This is a genomic window from Serratia sp. CMO1 (assembly GCF_015689115.1).
Classification (GTDB): domain Bacteria; phylum Pseudomonadota; class Gammaproteobacteria; order Enterobacterales; family Enterobacteriaceae; genus Serratia; species Serratia marcescens.
Window position 1 is genome coordinate 1,954,953 of the sequence record NZ_CP065032.1, and the last position, 20,408, is coordinate 1,975,360.

Annotated in this window: 18 protein-coding genes; 9 read left to right on the plus strand and 9 right to left on the minus strand. The window is 60.6% G+C overall.

The window, feature by feature from the left end:
- The first annotated feature begins 194 nt into the window (after positions 1–194).
- Complete coding sequence (locus IT763_RS09350) at positions 195–1,295, plus strand: GGDEF domain-containing protein (protein ID WP_049300658.1); 1,101 nt, start codon at positions 195–197, stop codon at positions 1,293–1,295.
- Positions 1,296–1,327: 32 nt separating this feature from the next.
- Here the strand turns inward: IT763_RS09350 and mfd are convergent, their stop codons facing one another.
- Together mfd and IT763_RS09360 are read right to left on the minus strand one after the other, a co-directional pair.
- Positions 1,328–4,801 (minus strand): transcription-repair coupling factor, encoded by a 3,474-nt coding sequence (gene mfd / locus IT763_RS09355; protein WP_049300657.1) that lies wholly within the window; start codon positions 4,799–4,801, stop codon positions 1,328–1,330.
- 10 nt (positions 4,802–4,811) lie between these two features.
- Positions 4,812–5,072, minus strand: a complete 261-nt coding sequence (locus IT763_RS09360; protein ID WP_115435891.1) for a hypothetical protein — start codon at positions 5,070–5,072, stop codon at positions 4,812–4,814.
- 38 nt (positions 5,073–5,110) lie between these two features.
- Between IT763_RS09360 and lolC the strand changes: the two genes are divergently transcribed.
- The 5 genes from lolC to cobB all read left to right on the plus strand — a co-directional run bounded on the left by lolC (position 5,111) and on the right by cobB (position 10,156).
- The gene (lolC, locus tag IT763_RS09365) at positions 5,111–6,313 is read left to right on the plus strand and encodes a lipoprotein-releasing ABC transporter permease subunit LolC (RefSeq protein ID WP_049300656.1); all 1,203 of its coding nucleotides are present in this window, start codon (positions 5,111–5,113) and stop codon (positions 6,311–6,313) included.
- Complete coding sequence (gene lolD, locus IT763_RS09370; protein WP_004941120.1) at positions 6,306–7,010, plus strand: lipoprotein-releasing ABC transporter ATP-binding protein LolD; 705 nt, start codon at positions 6,306–6,308, stop codon at positions 7,008–7,010. The genes lolC and lolD overlap by 8 nt, the downstream gene beginning before the upstream one ends.
- A complete protein-coding gene (lolE, locus tag IT763_RS09375) occupies positions 7,010–8,257 on the plus strand; it encodes a lipoprotein-releasing ABC transporter permease subunit LolE (protein ID WP_049300655.1) in 1,248 nt (415 codons plus the stop codon). The genes lolD and lolE overlap by 1 nt, the downstream gene beginning before the upstream one ends.
- 53 nt (positions 8,258–8,310) lie before the next feature.
- Complete coding sequence (nagK, locus tag IT763_RS09380) at positions 8,311–9,228, plus strand: N-acetylglucosamine kinase (RefSeq protein WP_016928087.1); 918 nt, start codon at positions 8,311–8,313, stop codon at positions 9,226–9,228.
- A 91-nt stretch (positions 9,229–9,319) separates the two neighbouring features.
- Positions 9,320–10,156, plus strand: coding sequence for a Sir2 family NAD+-dependent deacetylase (gene cobB, locus IT763_RS09385; protein WP_016928086.1), 837 nt, complete (start codon positions 9,320–9,322; stop codon positions 10,154–10,156).
- 48 nt (positions 10,157–10,204) lie between these two features.
- On the opposite strand, the gene potD is transcribed toward cobB, so the two are convergent.
- Positions 10,205–11,248, minus strand: coding sequence for a spermidine/putrescine ABC transporter substrate-binding protein PotD (gene potD, locus IT763_RS09390; RefSeq protein WP_015377584.1), 1,044 nt, complete (start codon positions 11,246–11,248; stop codon positions 10,205–10,207).
- Positions 11,249–11,484: 236 nt separating this feature from the next.
- On the opposite strand from potD, the gene IT763_RS09395 reads away from it, so the two are divergent.
- Entirely contained in the window at positions 11,485–12,195 is a 711-nt protein-coding gene (locus tag IT763_RS09395) for a MurR/RpiR family transcriptional regulator (RefSeq protein ID WP_016928084.1), read from the plus strand.
- A 17-nt stretch (positions 12,196–12,212) separates the two neighbouring features.
- On the opposite strand, the gene IT763_RS09400 is transcribed toward IT763_RS09395, so the two are convergent.
- From IT763_RS09400 to IT763_RS09425, 6 genes are all read right to left on the minus strand, one after another.
- On the minus strand, positions 12,213–13,598 hold the full coding sequence (locus tag IT763_RS09400; protein WP_206195362.1) for a glycoside hydrolase: 1,386 nt from the start codon (positions 13,596–13,598) through the stop codon (positions 12,213–12,215).
- A 24-nt stretch (positions 13,599–13,622) separates the two neighbouring features.
- Entirely contained in the window at positions 13,623–15,182 is a 1,560-nt protein-coding gene (locus IT763_RS09405; RefSeq protein ID WP_206195363.1) for a PTS transporter subunit EIIC, read from the minus strand.
- Between the two features lie 218 nt (positions 15,183–15,400).
- Positions 15,401–16,183: a spermidine/putrescine ABC transporter permease PotC gene (gene potC / locus IT763_RS09410; protein ID WP_048323019.1), complete on the minus strand. Its 783-nt coding sequence runs from the start codon at positions 16,181–16,183 to the stop codon at positions 15,401–15,403.
- Positions 16,180–17,040 carry a spermidine/putrescine ABC transporter permease PotB gene (gene potB / locus IT763_RS09415; protein WP_206195364.1) on the minus strand — a complete coding sequence of 287 codons (861 nt, stop codon included), beginning with the start codon at positions 17,038–17,040 and terminating at the stop codon, positions 16,180–16,182. The genes potC and potB overlap by 4 nt, the downstream gene beginning before the upstream one ends.
- Positions 17,024–18,139 carry a spermidine/putrescine ABC transporter ATP-binding protein PotA gene (gene potA, locus IT763_RS09420; protein WP_016928080.1) on the minus strand — a complete coding sequence of 372 codons (1,116 nt, stop codon included), beginning with the start codon at positions 18,137–18,139 and terminating at the stop codon, positions 17,024–17,026. Before potA ends, potB begins: the two co-directional genes overlap by 17 nt.
- An 8-nt stretch (positions 18,140–18,147) precedes the next feature.
- Positions 18,148–18,438, minus strand: coding sequence for a hypothetical protein (locus tag IT763_RS09425; RefSeq protein WP_126502237.1), 291 nt, complete (start codon positions 18,436–18,438; stop codon positions 18,148–18,150).
- A gap of 57 nt (positions 18,439–18,495) precedes the next feature.
- On the opposite strand from IT763_RS09425, the gene pepT reads away from it, so the two are divergent.
- Entirely contained in the window at positions 18,496–19,725 is a 1,230-nt protein-coding gene (gene pepT / locus IT763_RS09430; RefSeq protein ID WP_004941154.1) for a peptidase T, read from the plus strand.
- A gap of 305 nt (positions 19,726–20,030) precedes the next feature.
- Positions 20,031–20,288 carry an immunity protein gene (locus tag IT763_RS09435; protein WP_206195365.1) on the plus strand — a complete coding sequence of 86 codons (258 nt, stop codon included), beginning with the start codon at positions 20,031–20,033 and terminating at the stop codon, positions 20,286–20,288.
- Positions 20,289–20,408: the final 120 nt, after the last annotated feature.

The window sequence follows — 20,408 nt, forward strand, 5'->3', positions numbered from 1 at the left end:
GCTAGGCGCCCAGCGATCGCATCCCCAGGAGCTTACTCAGGTAAGTGACTGGGGTGAGAGCATGCAGGTAACAACGCTGCGGTTTGAAAGACGACGGGTATAAATGGCCGCCGCCGAAGCGGAGACGACAGGGATGCGTTATTCAACGTCTGCACATTACCCCCTGGCGATCCCGAGGAGCGCGCTGACTATTTATGACTTACATTGCGTCCATTTCCACCCTTTACAGCGACGCCTGCATCACCTACGCGACGTTGTCGATAAGCTATTTCCTTCTCAGCAAGAATGCCCCTTTTTCTTATCAATCCGCTCTGTGGAAGCGCGTTGTTTTCGGCCTGCTGGCCGGGGTGGCGGTGCTGTATTTGAGCCAGGATCGGCTGGAGCTGACCGATAAGGTGCATTACAGCTTTGCGATGATCCCGATGATATTGGTGACGTTCTTCGGCGGCGGCGTCAGCGGGCTGGTAAGCTTTCTGTTCGCTATGGCGCTGACCGGCGGCTTCACCGTCGATAACCTGTTCATCGCCTCGATCGTCGCGCCGCTGCTGCTGTCGCGGGTGTGGCTGAAGAAATCCCATCGGGTGTTTTACCTGACGATCGGCGTCATCGCGCTGTATCGCATCGTTGTGGTGTGGCTGTTGGTGGACCTGAGCGGGCTGTGGCCGGATGTGTTGCTGTACCAGGCGGCTTCGGCGCTCTGTCTGGCGATTTGTTATCATGCGCTGAATTTCAAAGAGCGCCATATCTACGCCTATTTCGCGATGCGCGCGCGCGCCACTACCGACAGCCTGACCCACATCAACAACCGCGCCAGCGTCGATTATCAGCTGATGCTGCAGCGTGCCGAGCGCCGCCCGTGTGGGCTGATGATCCTCGATTTGGATAACTTCAAAAGCATCAACGATACCTACGGTCATCCGGCCGGTGACGTGCTGCTGGCCAGCGTCGGCCGGCTGCTGCAAAACAGCGTGCGCAATGAGGACTTCGTCGGGCGCTACGGTGGCGAAGAGTTTATGGTGATCACCGCCAGCTACGATCCGCAGGTCATCGGCGGGGTGGCGGAGCGCATTCGCAGCGCGGTTGAGAGCTCGACGTTCTTGCTGAATGCGCATGACGAAGCGCACATCACGCTGTCGATCGGCGTGTCGCTGTATCTGCCGGGCATGACGCTGGACAAGGCGATCGCCATGACCGACGAGGCCTTGTATGAGGCGAAGCGCGGCGGTAAAAACCGGGTGGTGACCAGCCGCGTGATGCAGCTGGCGCCGCTGGGCGCCGGATTCCCGCGCGAATAAGCCGCCTCCGCCGCCACGGCGGGGGCGTTGGCTCAGGCCGCCAGCGTATGCTCGCGGAAGGCGTTCAGCAGCTCTTCGGTGAACGACAGGCGTTTTTGGCGATCGGCCAGATCGAGCGTGAACTTCAGCTTGCTCGGGCCGTCCAGGCGGTAAACCTGCGGATTGCCCTGCAACAGGCCGATCAGATAACCCGGATCGACGCGGTTGTTGTCGCCGAACTCGATAAAGCCGCCGCGCTCGTTGCTCTCGATGCGTTTGATCCCCAGTTTCTGCGCATGCAGGCGCAGCGCCGCGCACTGCAACAGATTGCGCGCCGCATCCGGCAGTTGACCGAAGCGGTCGATCAGCTCGACCTTCAGCTCGTCAAGCTCACCGTCGTTTTTCGCGCTGGCGATACGCTTATACAGGGACAGGCGGGTATTGACGTCGGGAATGAAATCTTCCGGCAGCAGCGCCGGCATGCGCAACTCTACCTCGGTCTGGCTGCTGGTGAGATCTTCCAGCGACGGTTCTCGGCCGTTTTTCAACGCGTCGACGGCGCTTTCCAGCAGCTCCATATACAGCGAGAAGCCGACGGTGGTCATCTGGCCGCTCTGATCTTCTCCCAGCAGCTCACCGGCGCCGCGGATCTCCAGATCGTGGGTCGCCAGCGCGAAACCGGCGCCGAGATCTTCCAGCGACGCGATGGCCTCGAGCCGTTTATGAGCGTCGGTGCCCATGGCTTTCGGGTTTGGCGTCAGCAGATAGGCGTAAGCCTGGTGGTGCGAACGCCCGACGCGGCCGCGCAGTTGGTGCAGCTGCGCCAGGCCGAAGCGATCGGCCCGCTCGATGATGATGGTGTTGGCGCTGGGGATATCGATGCCGGTTTCGATGATAGTGGTGCACACCAGCACGTTGAAGCGCTGGTGGTGGAAATCGTTCATCACCCGCTCCAGATCGCGTTCGCGCATCTGGCCGTGGCCGATGGCGATGCGCGCTTCCGGCACCAGCTCAGCCAGGCGCTGCGCCGCTTTCTCGATGTTTTCCACGTCGTTGTAGAGGTAGTAAACCTGGCCACCGCGCAGCACTTCGCGCAGGATCGCCTCGCGCACCACCAGACTGTCGTATTCGCGCACGAAGGTCTTCACCGCCAGCCGGCGCGCCGGTGGGGTGGCGATGATCGACAGATCGCGCATGCCGCTCATCGCCATGTTCAGCGTACGCGGGATCGGCGTGGCGGTCAGCGTCAGGATATCGACGTCGGCGCGCATCGCTTTGATGCGTTCCTTGTGGCGCACGCCAAAGCGGTGCTCTTCATCGACGATCAGCAGCCCCAGGTCTTTCCAGCGCAGATCGCTCTGCAACAGCTTGTGGGTGCCGATAATGATGTCCACTTTGCCTTCGGCCGCGTCGTCCAGCACCTGCTGCTGCTCTTTGGCGCTGCGGAAACGCGACATCATCTCGATGCGGATCGGCCAGGTGGCGAAGCGATCGCGGAAGTTGTCGAAGTGCTGCTGCGCCAGCAGTGTCGTCGGCACCAGGACCGCCACCTGCTTGCCGTTTTCCACCGCCAGGAAGGCGGCGCGCATCGCCACTTCGGTTTTGCCGAAGCCGACGTCGCCGCACACCAGGCGGTCCATCGCCAGCGGCTGGCACATGTCGCTCAGCACCGCGTTGATCGCCTGTTCCTGATCCGGCGTGGTTTCGAACGGGAAGCTCTGGCAGAACAGCTGGTACTGCTCGCGGTTGTGTTTGAAGGCGAAACCGGCCTTGGCGGCGCGCTGGGCGTAGATATCCAGCAGCTCGGCCGCTACGTCGCGCACCCGCTCGGCCGCTTTCTGCCGCGCGCGCGTCCAGGCGTCGCCACCCAGTTTGTGCAGCGGAGCGTTTTCGTCCGCGCCGCCGGCGTAGCGGCTGATCAGATGCAGCGAGGACACCGGCACGTACAGCTTGTCCTCACCGGCGTAGGAGAGGATCAGGTATTCGGCCTTGATGCCGCCGGCTTCCAGCGTGGTCAGGCCGACGTAGCGGCCAACGCCGTGCTCCAGGTGCACCACCGGCTGGCCGGGATGCAGCTCCGCCAGGTTGCGGATCAGGGTATCGGTGTTAATGGTGCGCCGGTTGTCCTGCCGGCGGCGGCTGACGCGCTCGCCGAGCAGATCGCTTTCGCAGATCAGCGCCCGCTGGCGCAGGCCGTCGAGGAAGCCGTGTTCGGCGGCGCCGACCATCATGTAACGGCCTGTCGTCTCCGCCTGATCGAGACGCTGAATCAGCGCCGGCGCCAGCTTGATGCGGCCGAGCAGATCCTGCAGCGTTTCACGCCGCCCCTCGCTCTCGACGGAGAAAATCACGCTACCGTCGAAGCCTTCGATAAAGCGCCGCAAATTATCCAGTGGGGATTTATGCTGCGCCTGCACCGCCAGATCGGGCAGGGCATGGTAATCCAGATTGGTATTGCCGGCCTTGGCCGGCAGCTCATCGGTTTTCAGCGCGATGCGCGGCCAGGCCTTCAGCTCGCCGAACAGCGCATCAACGCGCAGCCACAGCGTATCCGGCGCCAGCAGCGGACGCATCGGATCGACGCGGCGGCTTTCGTAACGCTGGTTGACGTCCTGCCAGAAGCGCTCGGCGGCGCCCTCCAGATCGCCGGTATTGACGATCAGCGTATTGGCCGGCAGGTAGCTGAACAGCGACGGCAGCGGCTGGCTGAAGAACAGCGGCTGCCAGTATTCGATACCGGCGGGCCAGGCGCTTTTGCTGACCTGCTGATAGATGTGTTCGGCGTCGCGACGCACCTCAAACTGCTCGCGCCACTGGCTGCGGAACAGCTCGATGGCGTTCTTGTCGGTGGGGAACTCGTGGGCCGGCAACAGATTGATGGCCTCGACTTCGCTCAGCGTGCGCTGGGTATCGACGTCAAAGATGCGCAGACTGTCGATTTCGTCATCGAAAAAGTCGATGCGGTAAGGCTCGTCGCTACCCATCGGGTAAAGATCGAGCAGCGCGCCGCGGGTGGCGAATTCGCCATGCTCCATCACCTGATCGACGCTGCGGTAACCGGCCTGTTCCAACTGCGCGCGCAGCTTGTCGCGCGACAGGCGCTGGCCTTTCTTCATCACCAGCGCATGGCCGTGCAGGAATTCGTGCGGGCAGACGCGCTGCATCAGGGTGTTGACCGGCAGAATGATCACGCCGCGCGCCATGGTCGGCAGGTGATACAGGCTCGACAAACGATCCGAGATGATTTCCTGATGCGGCGAGAAGCTGTCGTACGGCAGGGTTTCCCAGTCGGACAGCGTGGTCACCATCTGATCGGTGAACTGCTGGATCTCGTCGCGCAGCCGCAGGGCGTTTTGCATGTCCGGCGCGATCAGCATCACCGGGCCAGGGTGGCGTTCGACGATCTCGGCGCACTCCACGGCACAGGCCGCGCCGGTCAGTTGCCCCAGTTGGCGCAGATCGCCCGCGCGATCGGGCAGAGAATAACGGGGGGATGAAGAACGGTTACGGCTATCGGAAGTGCTCATTCAGGTATCTTTAATCAATGTGTTGGATGGCGTCCCGGCACGGATAACCCAGCGCCTTTATGCTGTTTATAGTAGCCCAGCGGCCGGCAAACTGACACAGCAAAAAGCGCTGCTCATCAATTTTCTGCCGGTTATTTAACCGGTTAGTGCCGTCTGTTTTTTGCGGTTGAGGATAAATAACGCGCGAAGCTGCCGCCGTCTCTCTCTTCGCCGCCACGCAATAAAAGGCCGTCGGGTGTTCCCTAAACGAGGGAGAGCCTTTATTATCCATGATCACTTTGCTTAAGCCACGGCTATCAAACGGATTTCATGTATCAACCTGTCGCGTTATTCATTGGCCTGCGCTACATGCGCGGGCGAGCCTCAGACCGCTTCGGGCGGTTTGTGTCCTGGCTTTCCACCATCGGCATTACGCTGGGGGTGATGGCGTTGGTCACCGTGCTGTCGGTGATGAACGGATTCGAAAAGGATCTGGAAAACAACATTCTCGGCCTGATGCCGCAGGCGTTGGTCACCAGTCCGCAAGGATCGATCAACCCGCAGCAGCTGCCAGCCTCCGAGGTGCAGAAGCTGCAGGGCGTCACGCGCGTCGCGCCGCTGACCACCGGTGACGTGGTGCTGCAAAGCGCCCGCAGCGTGGCGGTCGGGGTGATGCTCGGCGTCAATCCCGACGAGGCCGATCCGCTGACCCCGTATCTGGTCAACGTCAAGCAGCAGCAACTGCAGCCGGGCCAATACAACATCATCATCGGCGAACAGCTGGCGGGGCAACTGGGCGTCAAGCGCGGCGATTCGCTGCGCGTGATGGTGCCGAGCGCCAGCCAGTTCACGCCGATGGGCCGCATTCCCAGCCAGCGCCTGTTCACTCTCATCGGCACCTTCCACGCCAACAGCGAGGTGGACGGCTATCAGCTGCTGGTCAACCAACAGGACGCTTCGCGCCTGATGCGCTACCCGGCCGGCAACATCACCGGCTGGCGCCTGTTCCTGCAACAGCCGCTGACGGTCGATACCCTCAGCCAACAGGCGCTGCCGGCGGGCACTGTCTGGAAAGACTGGCGCGATCGCAAGGGCGAGCTGTTCCAGGCGGTGCGTATGGAGAAGAACATGATGGGGCTGCTGCTCAGCCTGATCGTGGCGGTGGCGGCGTTTAACATCATTACGTCGCTCGGCCTGCTGGTGATGGAGAAGCAGGGCGAGGTCGCCATTCTGCAGACCCAGGGGCTGACCCGCCGCCAGATTATGTCGGTGTTCATGGTGCAAGGCGCCAGCGCCGGCATTATCGGTTCGCTGCTCGGCACGCTGCTCGGCGTGCTGCTGGCCACCAACCTGAATAACCTGATGCCGATCCTCGGCGCCTTGATCGACGGCGCTTCGCTGCCGGTGGCGGTCGATCCGCTGCAGGTGACGATCATCGCCGTGGTGGCGATGGCGGTTTCCCTGTTGTCCACGCTTTATCCTTCATGGCGCGCTGCCGCCGTACAACCCGCTGAGGCTTTACGTTATGAGTAACCATCTTTTGCTGCAGTGTGACAACCTGTGCAAGACCTACCAGGAAGGCAATCTGCACACCGACGTGCTGCGCAATGTCAGCTTTGCCATGCAGCAGGGCGAGATGATGGCGATCGTCGGCAGCTCGGGTTCCGGCAAGAGCACCCTGTTGCACCTGCTGGGCGGGCTGGACTCGCCGACCTCCGGCGAGGTGATCTTCAAGGGCGAATCGCTGAACGCCATGTCTTCGGCGGCCAAGGCCGAGCTGCGCAACCGCCAGCTGGGTTTCATCTATCAGTTCCACCATCTGTTGCCGGACTTCACCGCGCTGGAAAACGCCGCCATGCCGCTCTTGATCGGCGGCGCCAAACCGGCGCAGGCGCAGGAGAAAGCGCGGGAGATGCTGGCGGCGGTCGGGCTGGAAAAGCGCAGCAAACACCGCCCGTCCGAGCTTTCCGGCGGCGAGCGTCAGCGCGTGGCGATCGCGCGCGCGCTGGTCAATAACCCGGCGCTGGTGCTGGCGGACGAACCGACCGGCAACCTCGACAAGCGCACCGCGGACAGCATCTTCGATCTGCTGGGCGAGCTGAACGTGCGCCAGGGCACCGCGTTCCTGGTGGTGACGCACGATCTGCAGCTGGCCAAGCGCCTGAGCCGCCAGCTGGAAATGGCCGACGGCCACCTGCAGGCGCAGCTGACCCTGATGGGGGCCGAGTAATGGCGGGAGCCTCACTGTCCTTCCTGACGGCCCTGCGTTTTAGCCGCGGCCGTAAACGCGGCGGCATGGTGTCGCTGATCTCGGTCATCTCCACCATCGGCATCGCGCTGGGGGTGGCGGTGCTGATCGTCGGCCTGAGCGCGATGAACGGCTTTGAGCGCGAGCTCAAGAACCGCATTCTGGCGGTGGTGCCGCACGGCGAGCTCGAACCGGTCAATCAGCCGTTCAGCGGCTGGCCGTCGATTCTGCAGCGGGTGGAAAAGGTGCCGGGCATCTTGGCCGCCGCGCCGTACATTAACTTTACCGGCCTGATGGAAAACGGCGCGCAGCTGCGCGCGGTGGAAGTCAAAGGCGTGGATCCGCAGCAGGAGAGCCGACTGAGCGCGCTGCCGCAGTATGTGCAGGGCGACGCCTGGGCCAACTTCAAGCCCGGCGAGCAGCAGGTGATCCTCGGCAAGGGCGTGGCCGACGCGCTGGGCGTCAAGCAGGGCGCCTATGTCACGGTGATGATCCCCAACAGCGACCCGGAAATGAAGCTGCTGCAGCCGAAGCGCATTCGCCTGCACGTGACCGGCATTTTGCAGCTCAGCGGCCAGCTCGATCACAGCCTGGCGCTGGTGCCGCTGGCCGATGCGCAGCAGTATCTCGACATGGGTGACAGCGTCACGGGCATCGCGCTCAAGATGAACGACGTGTTCGCCGCCAACAAGCTGGTGCGCGACGCCGGCGAAGTGACCAACGCTTACATCTACATCAAGAGCTGGATCGGCAAGTACGGCTACATGTACCGCGACATCCAGATGATCCGCGCCATCATGTACCTGGCGATGGTGCTGGTGATCGGCGTGGCCTGCTTCAACATCGTCTCCACGTTGGTGATGGCGGTGAAAGACAAAAGCGCCGACATCGCGGTGCTGCGTACCCTGGGCGCCAAAGACGGCTTTATCCGCGCCATCTTCATCTGGTACGGGCTGCTGGCCGGGCTGCTGGGCAGCCTGAGCGGCGTGGTGATCGGGGTAATCGCCTCGCTGCAGCTGACCAACATCATCCGGGGCGTCGAGAAACTGGTCGGTCACTCCTTCCTGTCGGGCGATATTTACTTCATCGACTTCCTGCCTTCCGAGCTGCACTGGCTGGATGTGCTGATCGTGCTGGCGACTGCCATCGTGCTGAGCCTGTTGGCCAGTTGGTATCCGGCGAGGCGCGCCAGCCGCATCGATCCGGCGCGGGTGCTGAGCGGACAATAAAACCGACGGGGAGGCAGCGATGCCGCCCCGTTTTTTTAGCCTGGGGATGGGTTATGTACTACGGTTTCGATATGGGCGGCACCAAGATTGAGCTGGGGGTGTTCGACGACAACCTGCAGCGCATTTGGCAAAAGCGGGTGCCGACGCCGCGTGAAGATTACCGGCAGCTGCTGGCCACGTTGTGCGATCTGACCCTTGAGGCGGATGCGTTTTGCGGCCGGCGCGGCAGCGTCGGCATCGGTATTCCGGGCCTGCCCAACGACGATGACGGCACGTTGTTTACCGCCAACGTGCCGGCGGCGATGGGGCGGCCGCTGCCGCGCGATCTGGCGGCGCTGATCGGGCGCGAGGTGCGCGTCGATAACGACGCCAACTGCTTTGCGCTGTCGGAAGCCTGGGACGACGAGTTCCGCCGCTACCCGACGGTGCTGGGTATCATTCTCGGCACCGGCGTGGGCGGCGGCCTGATCGTCGGCGGCAAGACGGTGCCCGGGCGCAACTATATCGCCGGCGAGTTCGGCCATTTGCGCCTGCCGGTGGACGCGCTCGAGGTGCTGGGGCGTGATGTGCCTCGCGTTGCCTGCGGGTGCGGCCATCAGGGTTGCATTGAAAATTACATATCGGGCCGCGGTTTCGAATGGATGTACGCCCATTTCTATGACCGGCGCTTGCCTGCCACCGAGATCATTGCGCATTATCAGGCGGGCGAGCCGCAGGCGGTGGCTCACGTCGACCGCTTTATGGACGTGCTGGCGATCTGCCTGGGCAACCTGCTGACGGTGCTGGATCCGCACCTGGTGGTGATCGGCGGCGGGCTGTCGAACTTCGACGCCATTTACCAGGCGTTGCCGCAGCGGCTGCCGGCGCACCTGCTGCGGGTGGCCCGGCTGCCGCGCATCGAGAAGGCGCGCTATGGCGACGCCGGCGGCGTGCGCGGCGCGGCGTTCCTCAATTTGGCTCGCCCAACGTAATGGGCGTTGAGGCAAGGCGTGAATGTATGCAGCCAACAACGCCGCAATGTCCAGTAAGAAGGGTAAACAGGGAAAAGTAAGGAGAGAGTTAATGCACACTCGCCATCGGCTGTGTCAGTTTCGCAAGAGTAAGCATGTGCTGCATCAGCGCTTTCGTTCACGCATTTTTCACCGTGACACCATGGCGGCGGCCGAGCTGAAAAAGCCGTTTGTGGTGGTGTTGACCGGGGCCGGCATTTCGGCCGAGTCGGGCATTCGCACCTTCCGCGCCGCGGATGGGCTGTGGGAAGAGCACCGGGTGGAGGACGTCGCCACGCCGGAAGGTTTCCAGCGCGATCCGGCGCTGGTGCAGGCGTTTTACAACGAACGCCGGCGTCAGCTGCAGACGGAGGAGATCGTCCCGAACGCCGCGCACCGCGCGCTGGCGGATCTGGAAGAGTGGCTGGGGGACAACTTCCTGCTGGTCACGCAAAACATTGATAACCTGCATGAGCGCGCCGGCAGCAAGCGGGTGCTGCACATGCACGGCGAACTGCTGAAGGTGCGTTGCACCCAGTCGGGGCAGGTGTTCGAATGGCCCGGCGATCTCAGCGTTGACGATCGTTGCCATTGCTGCCAGTTCCCGGCGCCGCTGCGGCCGCACGTGGTGTGGTTCGGTGAGATGCCGCTGGGCATGGACGACATCTACCAGGCGCTGAGCAAGGCCGATTTCTTCGTCGCCATCGGCACCTCCGGCCATGTCTACCCGGCGGCCGGCTTCGTGCATGAGGCGCGGCTGGGCGGCGCTTACGCCATGGAGCTGAACCTGGAACCGAGCCAGGTAGAGAGCCAATTCGATGAGAAACACTACGGTCTGGCCAGCGAAGTGGTGCCGCGTTTTGTGCACAAGTTCCTGGTGGGCAAGGTGGCGCGGGCCGACAGGCCCTGAGAAAGGCATCAGGGCGCACTGCGCGCCCTGATGGGATGGCGGGGCGTATTAGCGCCCGGCTTTCAACTTTTGGAAGTAGCTTTCGTACAGCGTGCTGGCGTCGCCGACGTCGTTTTGCCACTCGCCGTGCTCAATCACCGCCTTATCCGGGTAGAGTGACTTGTCGTTGGCGATCTCCGGCGACAGCAGCTTCTTCGCCGCCAGGTTCGGCGTCGGGTAACCGATGGTCTCCGCCACCTGCACCGCGATTTCCGGCCGCAACAGGAAGTCTATCAGCTTTAGCGCCCCTTCGACGTTGCGCGCGTTGGCCGGAATGGCCAGGCTGTCCATCCAGAAGATCCCGCCTTCCTTCGGCCAGACGATCTCCAGCGGCGTGCCGGCCTGGCGCGCCACAAAGGCCGAACCGTTCCACACCATGCCAACGTTGACTTCCCCTTCCATAAACGGGTTGCCCGGGTTGTCGGAGTTGAAGGCCAGCACGTTCGGCATCAATTTCTGCAGTTCGTGGTAGGCGGCTTCGATCTCTTTCGGGTCAGTGGTGTTGCCGGAATAACCCAGCTTGAGCAGTGCCATCTGGAACACTTCGCGCGCGTCGTCGGTCAGCAGCAGGCGGCCTTTGTACTGCGGCTGCCACAGATCGGCCCAGGAGGTGACGGTGGACGGATCCTGCGCGTCGCTGTTGACGCCGATGGCGGTAGCGCCCCAGATGTAAGGAATGGAGTAGTCGTTGTTGGGATCGAACGGCTTGTTCAGCAGGGTGGGATCGAGATCCTTGAAGTGGCTGAGCTTGCTCTTGTCGATTTTTTGCAGCATGCCTTCCTTGCTCATCTTGGCGATGAAGTAGGTGGAAGGCACCACCAGATCGTACGCGCCGTCCTTGTAGGTCTTCAGCTTGGCGTACATGCTTTCGTTGGATTCATAGGTGGAATAGATCACCTTGATGCCGGTTTCTTTGGTGAACTGCTCCAGCAGCCCCGGCGGGACGTATTCAGTCCAGTTATAGAAATACAGCGTTTTGCCGTCAGAGGCGTTTGCAGAGCAGAAACTCAGCGCCATCATCCCGGCTGCGAGCAGATGTGACCACTTTTTCATGCAGCGTATCCTTCAGCAGTAGTGAGCCGAACCCGTATGGGCTGCCGTTTTCGGCCGCGCCATACCCCAGAAAGGGGCCATTATAGGGGCCGGGGCGGGGTGGGTAAAGGCGGTTATCCCGCTGGCAAATCAAGGGGTTCGGCGGCTTAAAGCGCATCACAATTTGTGTGTCTCGCGCTGGACAGGCGGTGAAGCGCGTGCGAAACAATAATTTTGGCGAATAAACGAGGGCGGCAATGAATTTCAAACAGGTCTTCAGCCAGGCGGAGCTTAGCAAGACGGATCTGACGATTTTGCACTGCATTCTCGACAACCCGGACGCCTGCATCGACGACGGCATCCGCGCGGTGTCCGCGCGCTGCTACAGTTCCCCCTCGACGCTGGTGCGGCTGGCTAAAAAGCTGGGCTTTCGCGGCTATCTCGAACTGGTCTATTTCATCAAATTCAACCTGACGATGGCGCCGGCCTACCAGGCGGAACGCCCTACGTCGGCGGCACCGCCGGCCCAGCAGGCGCAGTTTCTCGATCTGCTCGACAGCGGCAAGATCCTGATCCACGGCAGCGGTTTTTCGCAGCTGGTGGCGCAGTATATGTACAACAAGTTTATGACGCTGGGCGTAGACAGTTACCTGTCGCTGTGGCCGGATTTCGATATTCTTGACCGTGAGACGCGCTTTCGCTTCGACATGGTGATCGTGATTTCAAAGTCGGGCAACAGCGGCTCGGCGCTGAGCTGGGGCGAGGCGGTGAAGCGTAACCGCATTCTGCTGGCGGCCTTCTGCGGCGACGGCGACAGCCCGCTGGCGCAGCAGGCCGACATGACCTTTCTGTTTGAGGACCGGCAAAAATACGATCACGATATCTACTATCCCAACCCGTTTTTCGGTCACTGTCTGTTGGGATTCGAGAATGTGATCACCGCCTGGTTTGAACGACGCGGCCGCTGACGGCCGCGCCGCGCCATTTAGCGCCAGTGCCCGGCATACTGACGGTGAGCCTGCAGGTACTCCTCCACCAGCGTTTTCGCCAGCGAGTAGGAGTTGACCAGCGGGTGCACCATCAGCGCCTTGATGGCCAGCTGGCGATTGCCGGTCAGGATCGCCGCCACCGCCAGCCGTTCGTACTCTTTCACCTGCGAAATCAGGTTTTTCTGGGTGTCGGGAATATCGCGCATTTTGACCGGCTGAATGCCGGCGCTGCTCAATTCGCAGCTGATTTCGATCACGTCTTCCGGGTGCAGAAAATCGAGCGTGTCGCGGTTTTGCATCGATACCACCACGCGTTTTTGCCGGCCGCTGTTGACCGCCTCCAGAATGTCGATCGCCACCCCGGCATAGCCGCCGCTGTCCGGCTGTTCGATAAACTGTTGCAGCGTCAGCATCTCACGCGTTTTCACCTTGCCCTGGTTGGACTCGCGCTGCATGTAGGAGTTTTCGCGCTGCAGGTAATGGCAGAAATAGACAGAGAAGGCGTGTTCCAACTGGCGGGGGATGTCCAGCTCGCCTAACTCTGACAGCATTTGGCGGTTGATCGCCGCGATTTGTTCGCCGCGCGTCTCGCCGCCCGCGACGATGGCGGCGATCGCCTGCTCACGGTAGTAGTAATAGTAGAGATACTCGTTGAGCATCAAATTGTCCGACAGCGCCACCAGCTCCGGCGAGAAGTACTTCATGCAGGTGTCGCGATACAGGCGCGGATCCGCCAGCAACCGATCCGTGACCGGTTCGCCGTTGACGCGCGCATTGCGGAACCAGGAAAGATGGTTGAGGCCGAAACAGTCGACGCTCAGTTGGTCTTCGCGGCAGTCCAGCAGCTCGGCCAGTTCGCGGATAAACTCGCTGGGGGCGTCGCAGATGCCGTAGACCCGGCGCTGGAAGCCGGATTTGATGATCGCCTCGGTCACCATGCCGGAAGGATTGGTGAAGTTGAACAGGACCGCGTCCGGCGAGGAAACCTGTTCGATCAGGCGGCAATAGTCGAGGATCGCCGGAATCGAACGCATCGCCATGGCGAAGCCGCCGGCTCCGGTGGTTTCTTGCCCGAGCAACTGGTGATTGAGCGCGATGCGCTCGTCATGGATGCGGCCTTCCTCGCCGCCGATGCGCAGGGTGGTGATAATGTAATCGGCGCCTTGCAGCGCCTGGTGCGGATCGCTGCTGAGACTGAAAGCAATGTCGCCGCGAATGTGCTGGAATACGCCCTGCGCGAGGGCGCCGTAGATCGCCAGATGGCGCTCATCGGTATCCATAAACACCACTTCGGTAATGCCGATGCGATGGGCGTTATAGGCGATGGACTTGGCGAGGAACGGGGAACGCACGCCGCCGCCGCCGAGAACGGTTAATTTCATTCGATATCTCCCATTAATAAAGCGTTAGAGTGCCGCCAAATATTTCTCTACCTGATTTTTGACCTTGCCGACCGTGACGCCGTAAATCACCTGTACTTCACGGCGATTCTTTACCACGCCTTTGGCGCCGGTGCTTTTCAACGCGGCCTCATCCACCCGCGCCATATCCTTTAATTCCACCCGCAGCCGGGTAAAGCAGTTATCGACGGAAATAATGTTTTCCTTGCCGCCCAGCGCGCGAATAATGATGCCGCTCGGCTCGTCCGGGGTATTTTTGCGGTTCCGGTAATCCTGTTTGGAATAGAGTTTGACGTCCTGATCATCTTCACGGCCCGGCGTCTTCAGATTGAGCTTCAGCACCAGCGTTTTGAACACCAGGTAATACACCGCAAACTGCACCAGGCCGATGACCACATACAGCGGCCAGCGGGTGAGGGAAACCGGCAGCGGCAGGTTGTAGGCCAGGAACTCGACCAGCCCGCTGGCCCCCCAGGGGCGCACCTGCAACAGGTTGCAGGCCACCTGCGACAACGCGGTCAACACGGCGTGGATCACCCACAGCAGCGGAGAGATAAACAGGAAGGTGAACTCTATCGGCTCGGTGATGCCGACCAGGATCGAGGTGGTGATGGCGGGGATTAGAATCGCCTTGGCCAGCATTTTCTTTTCCGGCTTGGCGGTGTGATAGAAAGCCAATGCCGCGCCCGACAGGCCGAAGATGGTCACCATCCCTTGCTGCGAGAAGCGCAGCGCCTCGTTCATCAGCGGCGAGATGCTCGGGTCGCGCATGTAGGCCAGGAAAATCGCCTGCGAACCGGAGACGGTCTGGCCGTCCTGCACGATCGAACCGCCGATGCTGGTGAGCTGGAACGGCGACCAGATAAAGTGGTGCAGCCCGGTGGGGATCAGGAATTTCTCAAAGAAGCCGTAGACGAATACCCCGAGCGAGCCGGCGCTTTTCATAAAGCCGGTCAGCGCGATCAGGCCCTGTGAAATCGCCGGCCACAGGTAGCTGAAGGCGACGGCGTACAGCATGATGATCGGCGTCATGGCAATCAGCACCAGCTTGGCGCCGCCGTAGACCGAGAACACGCCGTTGAGTTCGACGTTGCACAGGCGGTTATGCACCCAGGCGATGGTGACGCCGAGGATAAGACCGAGGAAAATGCCCATATCCACCACGGTAAAACCCAGTAACTCCGTCTGCCCGGTGCCATAATACTCACCGTTGATCTTGGCCGTGACGTGGCCGCTGAATTGCAGATAAGAAGAATTGGCGCCGAGGAACATGATAAAGCACATCACCGCGACCAGCGCCGCTTCGCTTTTCTTGTCTTTGGCCAGGCCGTAGGTAATACCGATACAGAAAATCAGCCCGAGATTGCCGAATAACGGCCAGAAGGTATCGCCGATCATTTTACCGATAGAGAAGATGGCGGAATGTTCATTGATTAATGTGGCATTGGTAAGAATAGAACTGAGCGCCAGAATCAGACCGATTACCGGCAGGAAAAATATCGGCCCCATCATGGCTTTGGAGAAAAGCTGCAGCTTATTTAAGATATTATCGATAATACCTTTCATGGCAGTTCCTTTTTATATTTTAATGGATGACGACGTTGCTGAATAAACTCCCTGGAAGCGAGAAAAAATAAGGCACCTTGCCTGGATTCAGTTATAGGGGGAAGTTTTCGCCGCTGCAATCGGCGGGGCGGAAATAGGCACCGATGGTCAGAGAGTGACAACCGGTGCCGGTTGTGAAGGGGATCACAACCGGGCGCCGCAGCGCCCGGCGGGAAGGGTTACTCGGCCTTGGGCGAGCGATCGCGCATCACCCACTGGCTGGCGATCACCAGCACCAGCGACAGCAGCAGCAAAATGGTGGCCAGCGCATTGACCTCCGGCGAGACGCCGACTTTCACCATCGAGTAGATCTTCAGCGGCAAAATCTCGTAGCTCGGCCCGGTGACGAAGGAGGAGACGACCACGTCGTCCATCGACAGGGTGAAGCTCAGCAGCCAACCGGCCGCCACCGCCGGCATCGCCAGCGGCAGGATGATTTTGCGCAGGATGGTGAACTCGCTTGCGCCGAGATCGCGCGCGGCTTCCAGCATCTTCACGTCGAAGCCTTTCAGGCGCGCGTAGACGGTCACCACCACGAACGGCAGGCAGAAGGTGATGTGCGAGAACAGCAGCGACCAGAAGCCGAGCGAAATGCCCAGCAGCATGAACAGCACCAGCAGCGAGATGGCCATCACGATGTCCGGCGACATCATCACCACAAACAGCATGCCGCCGACGAACGGTTTGCCGCGGAAGCGGTAGCGGTACAGCGCCACCGCGGTCAGCGAGCCGATCAGCGTGGCGAAGGTGGCGGAGAGCACCGCCATGGTCAGCGAGTGGCCCGCCGCCTGCAACAGGCTGTCGTTGTTGAGCAGCGTGCTGTACCACTTGGCGGTAAACCCTTGCCAGTTGATGCCGAAGCGCGAGGCGTTGAAGGAGTTGACGATCAGGATGACGATCGGGATATACAGATAGGCGTATACCAGCGTCATAAAGCCGCCGCGCAGCAGACGTCCGATCATGCCAGATCCTCCTTCTTGTTCAGCAGGCGTGCGGCCCGGTAATAGACCAGCAGCAACAGCCCCATCACCAGCGTCAGGCAGATGCTGGTGGCCGCGCCGAACGGCCAGTCGCGGATATTGAGGAACTGGCTTTTAATCACGTTGCCGATCAGCAGGTTTTTGGCGCCGCCCATCAGATCGGCGACGAAGAACAGCCCCATCGCCGGCAGCACCACCAGCAGGCAGCCGGCGATAATGCCCGGCATGGTCAGCGGCACGATGATGCGGATAAAGGTCTGCAGCTTGCTGGCGCCGAGATCGCGCGCCGCCTCCAGGCAGGATTTATCGAGCTTTTCGATGCTGGAGTAGAGCGGCATCACCATAAACGGCAGCAGGATATACACCAGGCCGAGGACGACCGCTTCCGAGGTGTACATGATGCGCAGCGGCTTGTCGATGATGCCGATCCACAGCAGCGCGTCGTTGAGATAGCCGCGGGTGCTGAGAAACAGCTTCAGGCCGTAGATGCGGATCAGCGAGTTGGTCCAGAAGGGCACGATCAGCAGAAACAGCAGCAGCGGCCGCACCTTCTGCGGCAAGCGCGCCAGGATAAAGGCGAACGGATAGCCGATCGCCAGGCAGCACAGGGTGGCGATCAGCGCCATGTTCAGCGAGTGCAGCAGCACCTGGGCATACAGCGGATCGAACAAACGCCGGTAGTTATCCAGCGTGAACACCATCTGCACCAGGTTGGCGTCGTCGCGGGTCAGGAAGCTGGCACCGATGATCATCAGGTTCGGCATGAACACGAACAGCAGCAGCCAGGCGACGACGCCGACGATCACCACATTCTGAAAGACTTTACGCGATTTCTTCATCGGCCAGCACCACCTCCCAGCTTTCGACCCAGGTCACCGCCATCTTCTGATTGAGCGAGTGATCGACGTCCGGATCGTCTTCGTTGAAGAACTCGCTGACCATCACCGTTTTGCCATTCTCCAGCTCGACCACCGACTCCAGCGTCATGCCTTTGTAGTTGCGCTCGCGCACGTACCCGATCAGCCCGTCGTGCTGCGCGCTGTCGTTCACTTCTTCCACCCGCAGATCTTCCGGGCGCAGCAGCACCTTCAGCTTTTGGCCCGGCTCCACCGGCAGATCGGCGTAGATGTCGCACTCGCGGCCCTCGACGTTGGCGCGCACCCGCTGCGGATCGAGACGTTGCAAAACCACCGCGTCGAAGATGTTGATCTCGCCGATGAAGCTGGCGACGAACAGGTTCTTCGGCTCTTCGTAGATCTCACGCGGCGTGCCGTCCTGCTCGATGCGGCCTTCGCGCATCACCACGATGCGATCCGACATGGTCAGCGCTTCTTCCTGATCGTGGGTGACGAACACGAAGGTGATGCCCAGTTTGCGCTGCAGCGCTTTCAGTTCGTTCTGCATCTGCTTGCGCAGCTTGTAGTCCAGCGCCGACAGCGATTCGTCCAGCAGCAGCACCTTCGGTTTGTTGACCACCGCGCGGGCGATGGCCACGCGCTGCTGTTGGCCGCCGGAGAGCTGCCCCGGCCGCCGCTTGGCGAACGCATCCAGTTGCACCATGCGCAGCGCCTCTTCCACGCGCGGCGTCAGTTCCGCCGCCGGCACCTTTTGCATGCGCAGGCCGAAGGCGACGTTGTCGAACACCGACATGTGCGGAAACAGGGCGTAGCTTTGAAACACGGTGTTGACGTGGCGATGTTCGGCCGGAATGGCGGTGATGTCCTGGCCGTCGAGCACGATGCGGCCCAAATCGGCGTCTTCCAGACCGGCGATCAGGCGCAGCACCGTGGTTTTGCCACAACCGGAGGGGCCGAGAATGGTGAGGAATTCGCCGTGGTTAATCGTCAGATCCAGATCGGCAATGATGGTTTTGCCATCGAACGCTTTGCTCAGGGCATGCAGTTCAACAAGGGGAGTCGGAGAGGATGTCTCAGTCATTTATCGTATTACTCTATCCCGTGGGCTAATGCAGATAGAACCGCAACTGGAAAAGACTGCCGGAGCTTGCGGGAATGCCCGCGATTCAAAAGAAGCTCAAACCAGTTACGCCAATGGAAATTTTTCGAGCGCGCATGATAGACGCTGAATGCCGGAATTGAAAGCCGATCCGGCCCAGATGCCGCGTTTTTCATCATGATAGCGACAAATGACCCTGTGATGACAGCATTATTCCCCTCAGAAATCATCACAAAGATTAATGATATTGGCGAATTCTGGTTAAAAATGACCTGACGCAATATTTGATCCTGATCGGTTCCGCATAATGAAACGCGATATTCTGAGGGGCCGCTACCATGGACAAATTACTTGACCGCTTTTTCAACTACGTCTCTTTCGACACCCAGTCCAAAGCGAACGTAAAGCATGTGCCGAGCACCGACGGGCAGTTGAAGCTGGCGCGTGCATTGCAGCAGGAAATGATCGCGCTCGGCTTCGAGCGGGTGTCGCTCAGCGAACACGGCTGCGTGATGGGCACCTGGCCGGGTAACGTCGCCTGGCCGGTGCCGGCGGTCGGTTTCATCGCCCATCTGGATACTTCGCCGGATTTCAGCGGTAAACACGTCAATCCGCAGATCGTCGAGAACTATCGCGGCGGCGACATTGCGCTCGGCATCGGTGATGAAGTGCTGTCGCCGGTGATGTTCCCGATCCTGCACCAGATGCTGGGGCAGACGCTGATCACCACCGACGGCAAAACGCTGCTGGGCGCCGACGACAAGGCGGGCATCGCCGAGATCCTCACCGCCATGGTGCGCCTGCGCGCGCGCAAGATCCCGCACGGCGACATCCGCGTGGCCTTCACTCCGGACGAGGAGGTGGGCAAGGGGGCGCAGCTGTTCGACGTGGCGGCCTTCAATGCGGAATGGGCCTACACGGTGGACGGCGGCGGCGTCGGCGAGCTGGAGTGCGAAAACTTCAACGCCGCCTCGGTGACGATCAAAATCCTCGGCAACAGCGTACACCCCGGCAGCGCCAAGGGAGTGATGGTCAACGCGCTGTCGCTGGCGACCCGCATTCATCAGGCGCTGCCGGCGGACGAAGCGCCGGAGACCACCGAAGGCTACCAGGGCTTTTATCATCTCAGCAGCATCAAGGGCAGCGTGGAGCGCGCCGAAATGCACTACATTCTGCGCGACTTCGAGCGCGAAGGGTTCGAGGCGCGCAAACGCAAAATGGTGGACATCGCCCGTGAGGTCGGCAAAGGCTTGCCGCGCGATTGCTATATCGAAGTGAGCATCGAAGACAGTTATTACAACATGCGCGAACAGGTGGCGGAGCACCCGCACGTGATTGCGCTGGCGCAGCAGGCGATGCGCGACTGCGACATCGAACCGGTGATGAAGCCGATCCGCGGCGGCACCGACGGCGCGCAGCTGTCGTTCCGCGGCCTGCCGTGCCCGAACCTGTTCACCGGCGGCTACAACTACCACGGCAAGCACGAATTCGTGACGCTGGAGGGCATGGAGCAAGCGGTGGCGGTAATTATGCGCATCGCGGCGCTGGCCGCCGAGCGGGCGCGGTAAACGCCTTCGTTCCCCGGCCGGCTTGCGCCGGCCCGCATTCCCTTTTCTGATCCACCCGGCGGGGCTCCGTGTACTCGCCGTTCTCTTATCGTTCCCTGCCTCATTGTTGTCCCCTTCATCATACAACCCGTGGTGAGGGGATCCCGTTATCCGCAGAGATAAATTGTTGGTTATGCATACAGGACACATACTGCTTCGCTTGAAGACTATAGAATAAATGAAAAGGAACAGGCGCTTTATACAGATGGGGCCCTACAAGCCGCATATGAACAGGCGCTGAAAGATGCTATGGGAGGAAAGAAATAATGCCTTTAAAAGATATCGTTAAAAATGAAAGTGTAGAAGATGTACTAACTTTTTTGGGGCCGACCGCTGATTACCGTAAATTGGATCGGCTATATACCTATAATCGCTTTGATGCAATTTCCAGCGGGGAGCTCTCTTCTACTTACGATGCATTATTCCAAAAAGGGGTGCTTCAGGATCAAAATGGAAAAGTAGTGAAAGGCCCCAATTGGAAAGAGCCGAAATTCGTAGCCGAGAAAAAATACGGTATCGAATAGCTATAGTTATGGTCTGATTAGTGCATTTTTAACCCCCAGCAAACGAAAGTTTGTTGGGGGTTTTCTTTTGGTGATGTACCGGGCAGAACGAAACTAATAAACCTAGTACCGACCGGGTCG

Coding starts and splice junctions, on each gene's coding strand:
- IT763_RS09350 (WP_049300658.1), top strand. CDS start 195: ATGACTTACATTGCGTCCATTTCCACCCTTTACAGCGACGCCTGCATC.
- mfd (WP_049300657.1), bottom strand. CDS start 4,801: ATGAGCACTTCCGATAGCCGTAACCGTTCTTCATCCCCCCGTTATTCT.
- IT763_RS09360 (WP_115435891.1), bottom strand. CDS start 5,072: ATGGATAATAAAGGCTCTCCCTCGTTTAGGGAACACCCGACGGCCTTT.
- lolC (WP_049300656.1), top strand. CDS start 5,111: ATGTATCAACCTGTCGCGTTATTCATTGGCCTGCGCTACATGCGCGGG.
- lolD (WP_004941120.1), top strand. CDS start 6,306: ATGAGTAACCATCTTTTGCTGCAGTGTGACAACCTGTGCAAGACCTAC.
- lolE (WP_049300655.1), top strand. CDS start 7,010: ATGGCGGGAGCCTCACTGTCCTTCCTGACGGCCCTGCGTTTTAGCCGC.
- nagK (WP_016928087.1), top strand. CDS start 8,311: ATGTACTACGGTTTCGATATGGGCGGCACCAAGATTGAGCTGGGGGTG.
- cobB (WP_016928086.1), top strand. CDS start 9,320: ATGCACACTCGCCATCGGCTGTGTCAGTTTCGCAAGAGTAAGCATGTG.
- potD (WP_015377584.1), bottom strand. CDS start 11,248: ATGAAAAAGTGGTCACATCTGCTCGCAGCCGGGATGATGGCGCTGAGT.
- IT763_RS09395 (WP_016928084.1), top strand. CDS start 11,485: ATGAATTTCAAACAGGTCTTCAGCCAGGCGGAGCTTAGCAAGACGGAT.
- IT763_RS09400 (WP_206195362.1), bottom strand. CDS start 13,598: ATGAAATTAACCGTTCTCGGCGGCGGCGGCGTGCGTTCCCCGTTCCTC.
- IT763_RS09405 (WP_206195363.1), bottom strand. CDS start 15,182: ATGAAAGGTATTATCGATAATATCTTAAATAAGCTGCAGCTTTTCTCC.
- potC (WP_048323019.1), bottom strand. CDS start 16,183: ATGATCGGACGTCTGCTGCGCGGCGGCTTTATGACGCTGGTATACGCC.
- potB (WP_206195364.1), bottom strand. CDS start 17,040: ATGAAGAAATCGCGTAAAGTCTTTCAGAATGTGGTGATCGTCGGCGTC.
- potA (WP_016928080.1), bottom strand. CDS start 18,139: ATGACTGAGACATCCTCTCCGACTCCCCTTGTTGAACTGCATGCCCTG.
- pepT (WP_004941154.1), top strand. CDS start 18,496: ATGGACAAATTACTTGACCGCTTTTTCAACTACGTCTCTTTCGACACC.
- IT763_RS09435 (WP_206195365.1), top strand. CDS start 20,031: ATGCCTTTAAAAGATATCGTTAAAAATGAAAGTGTAGAAGATGTACTA.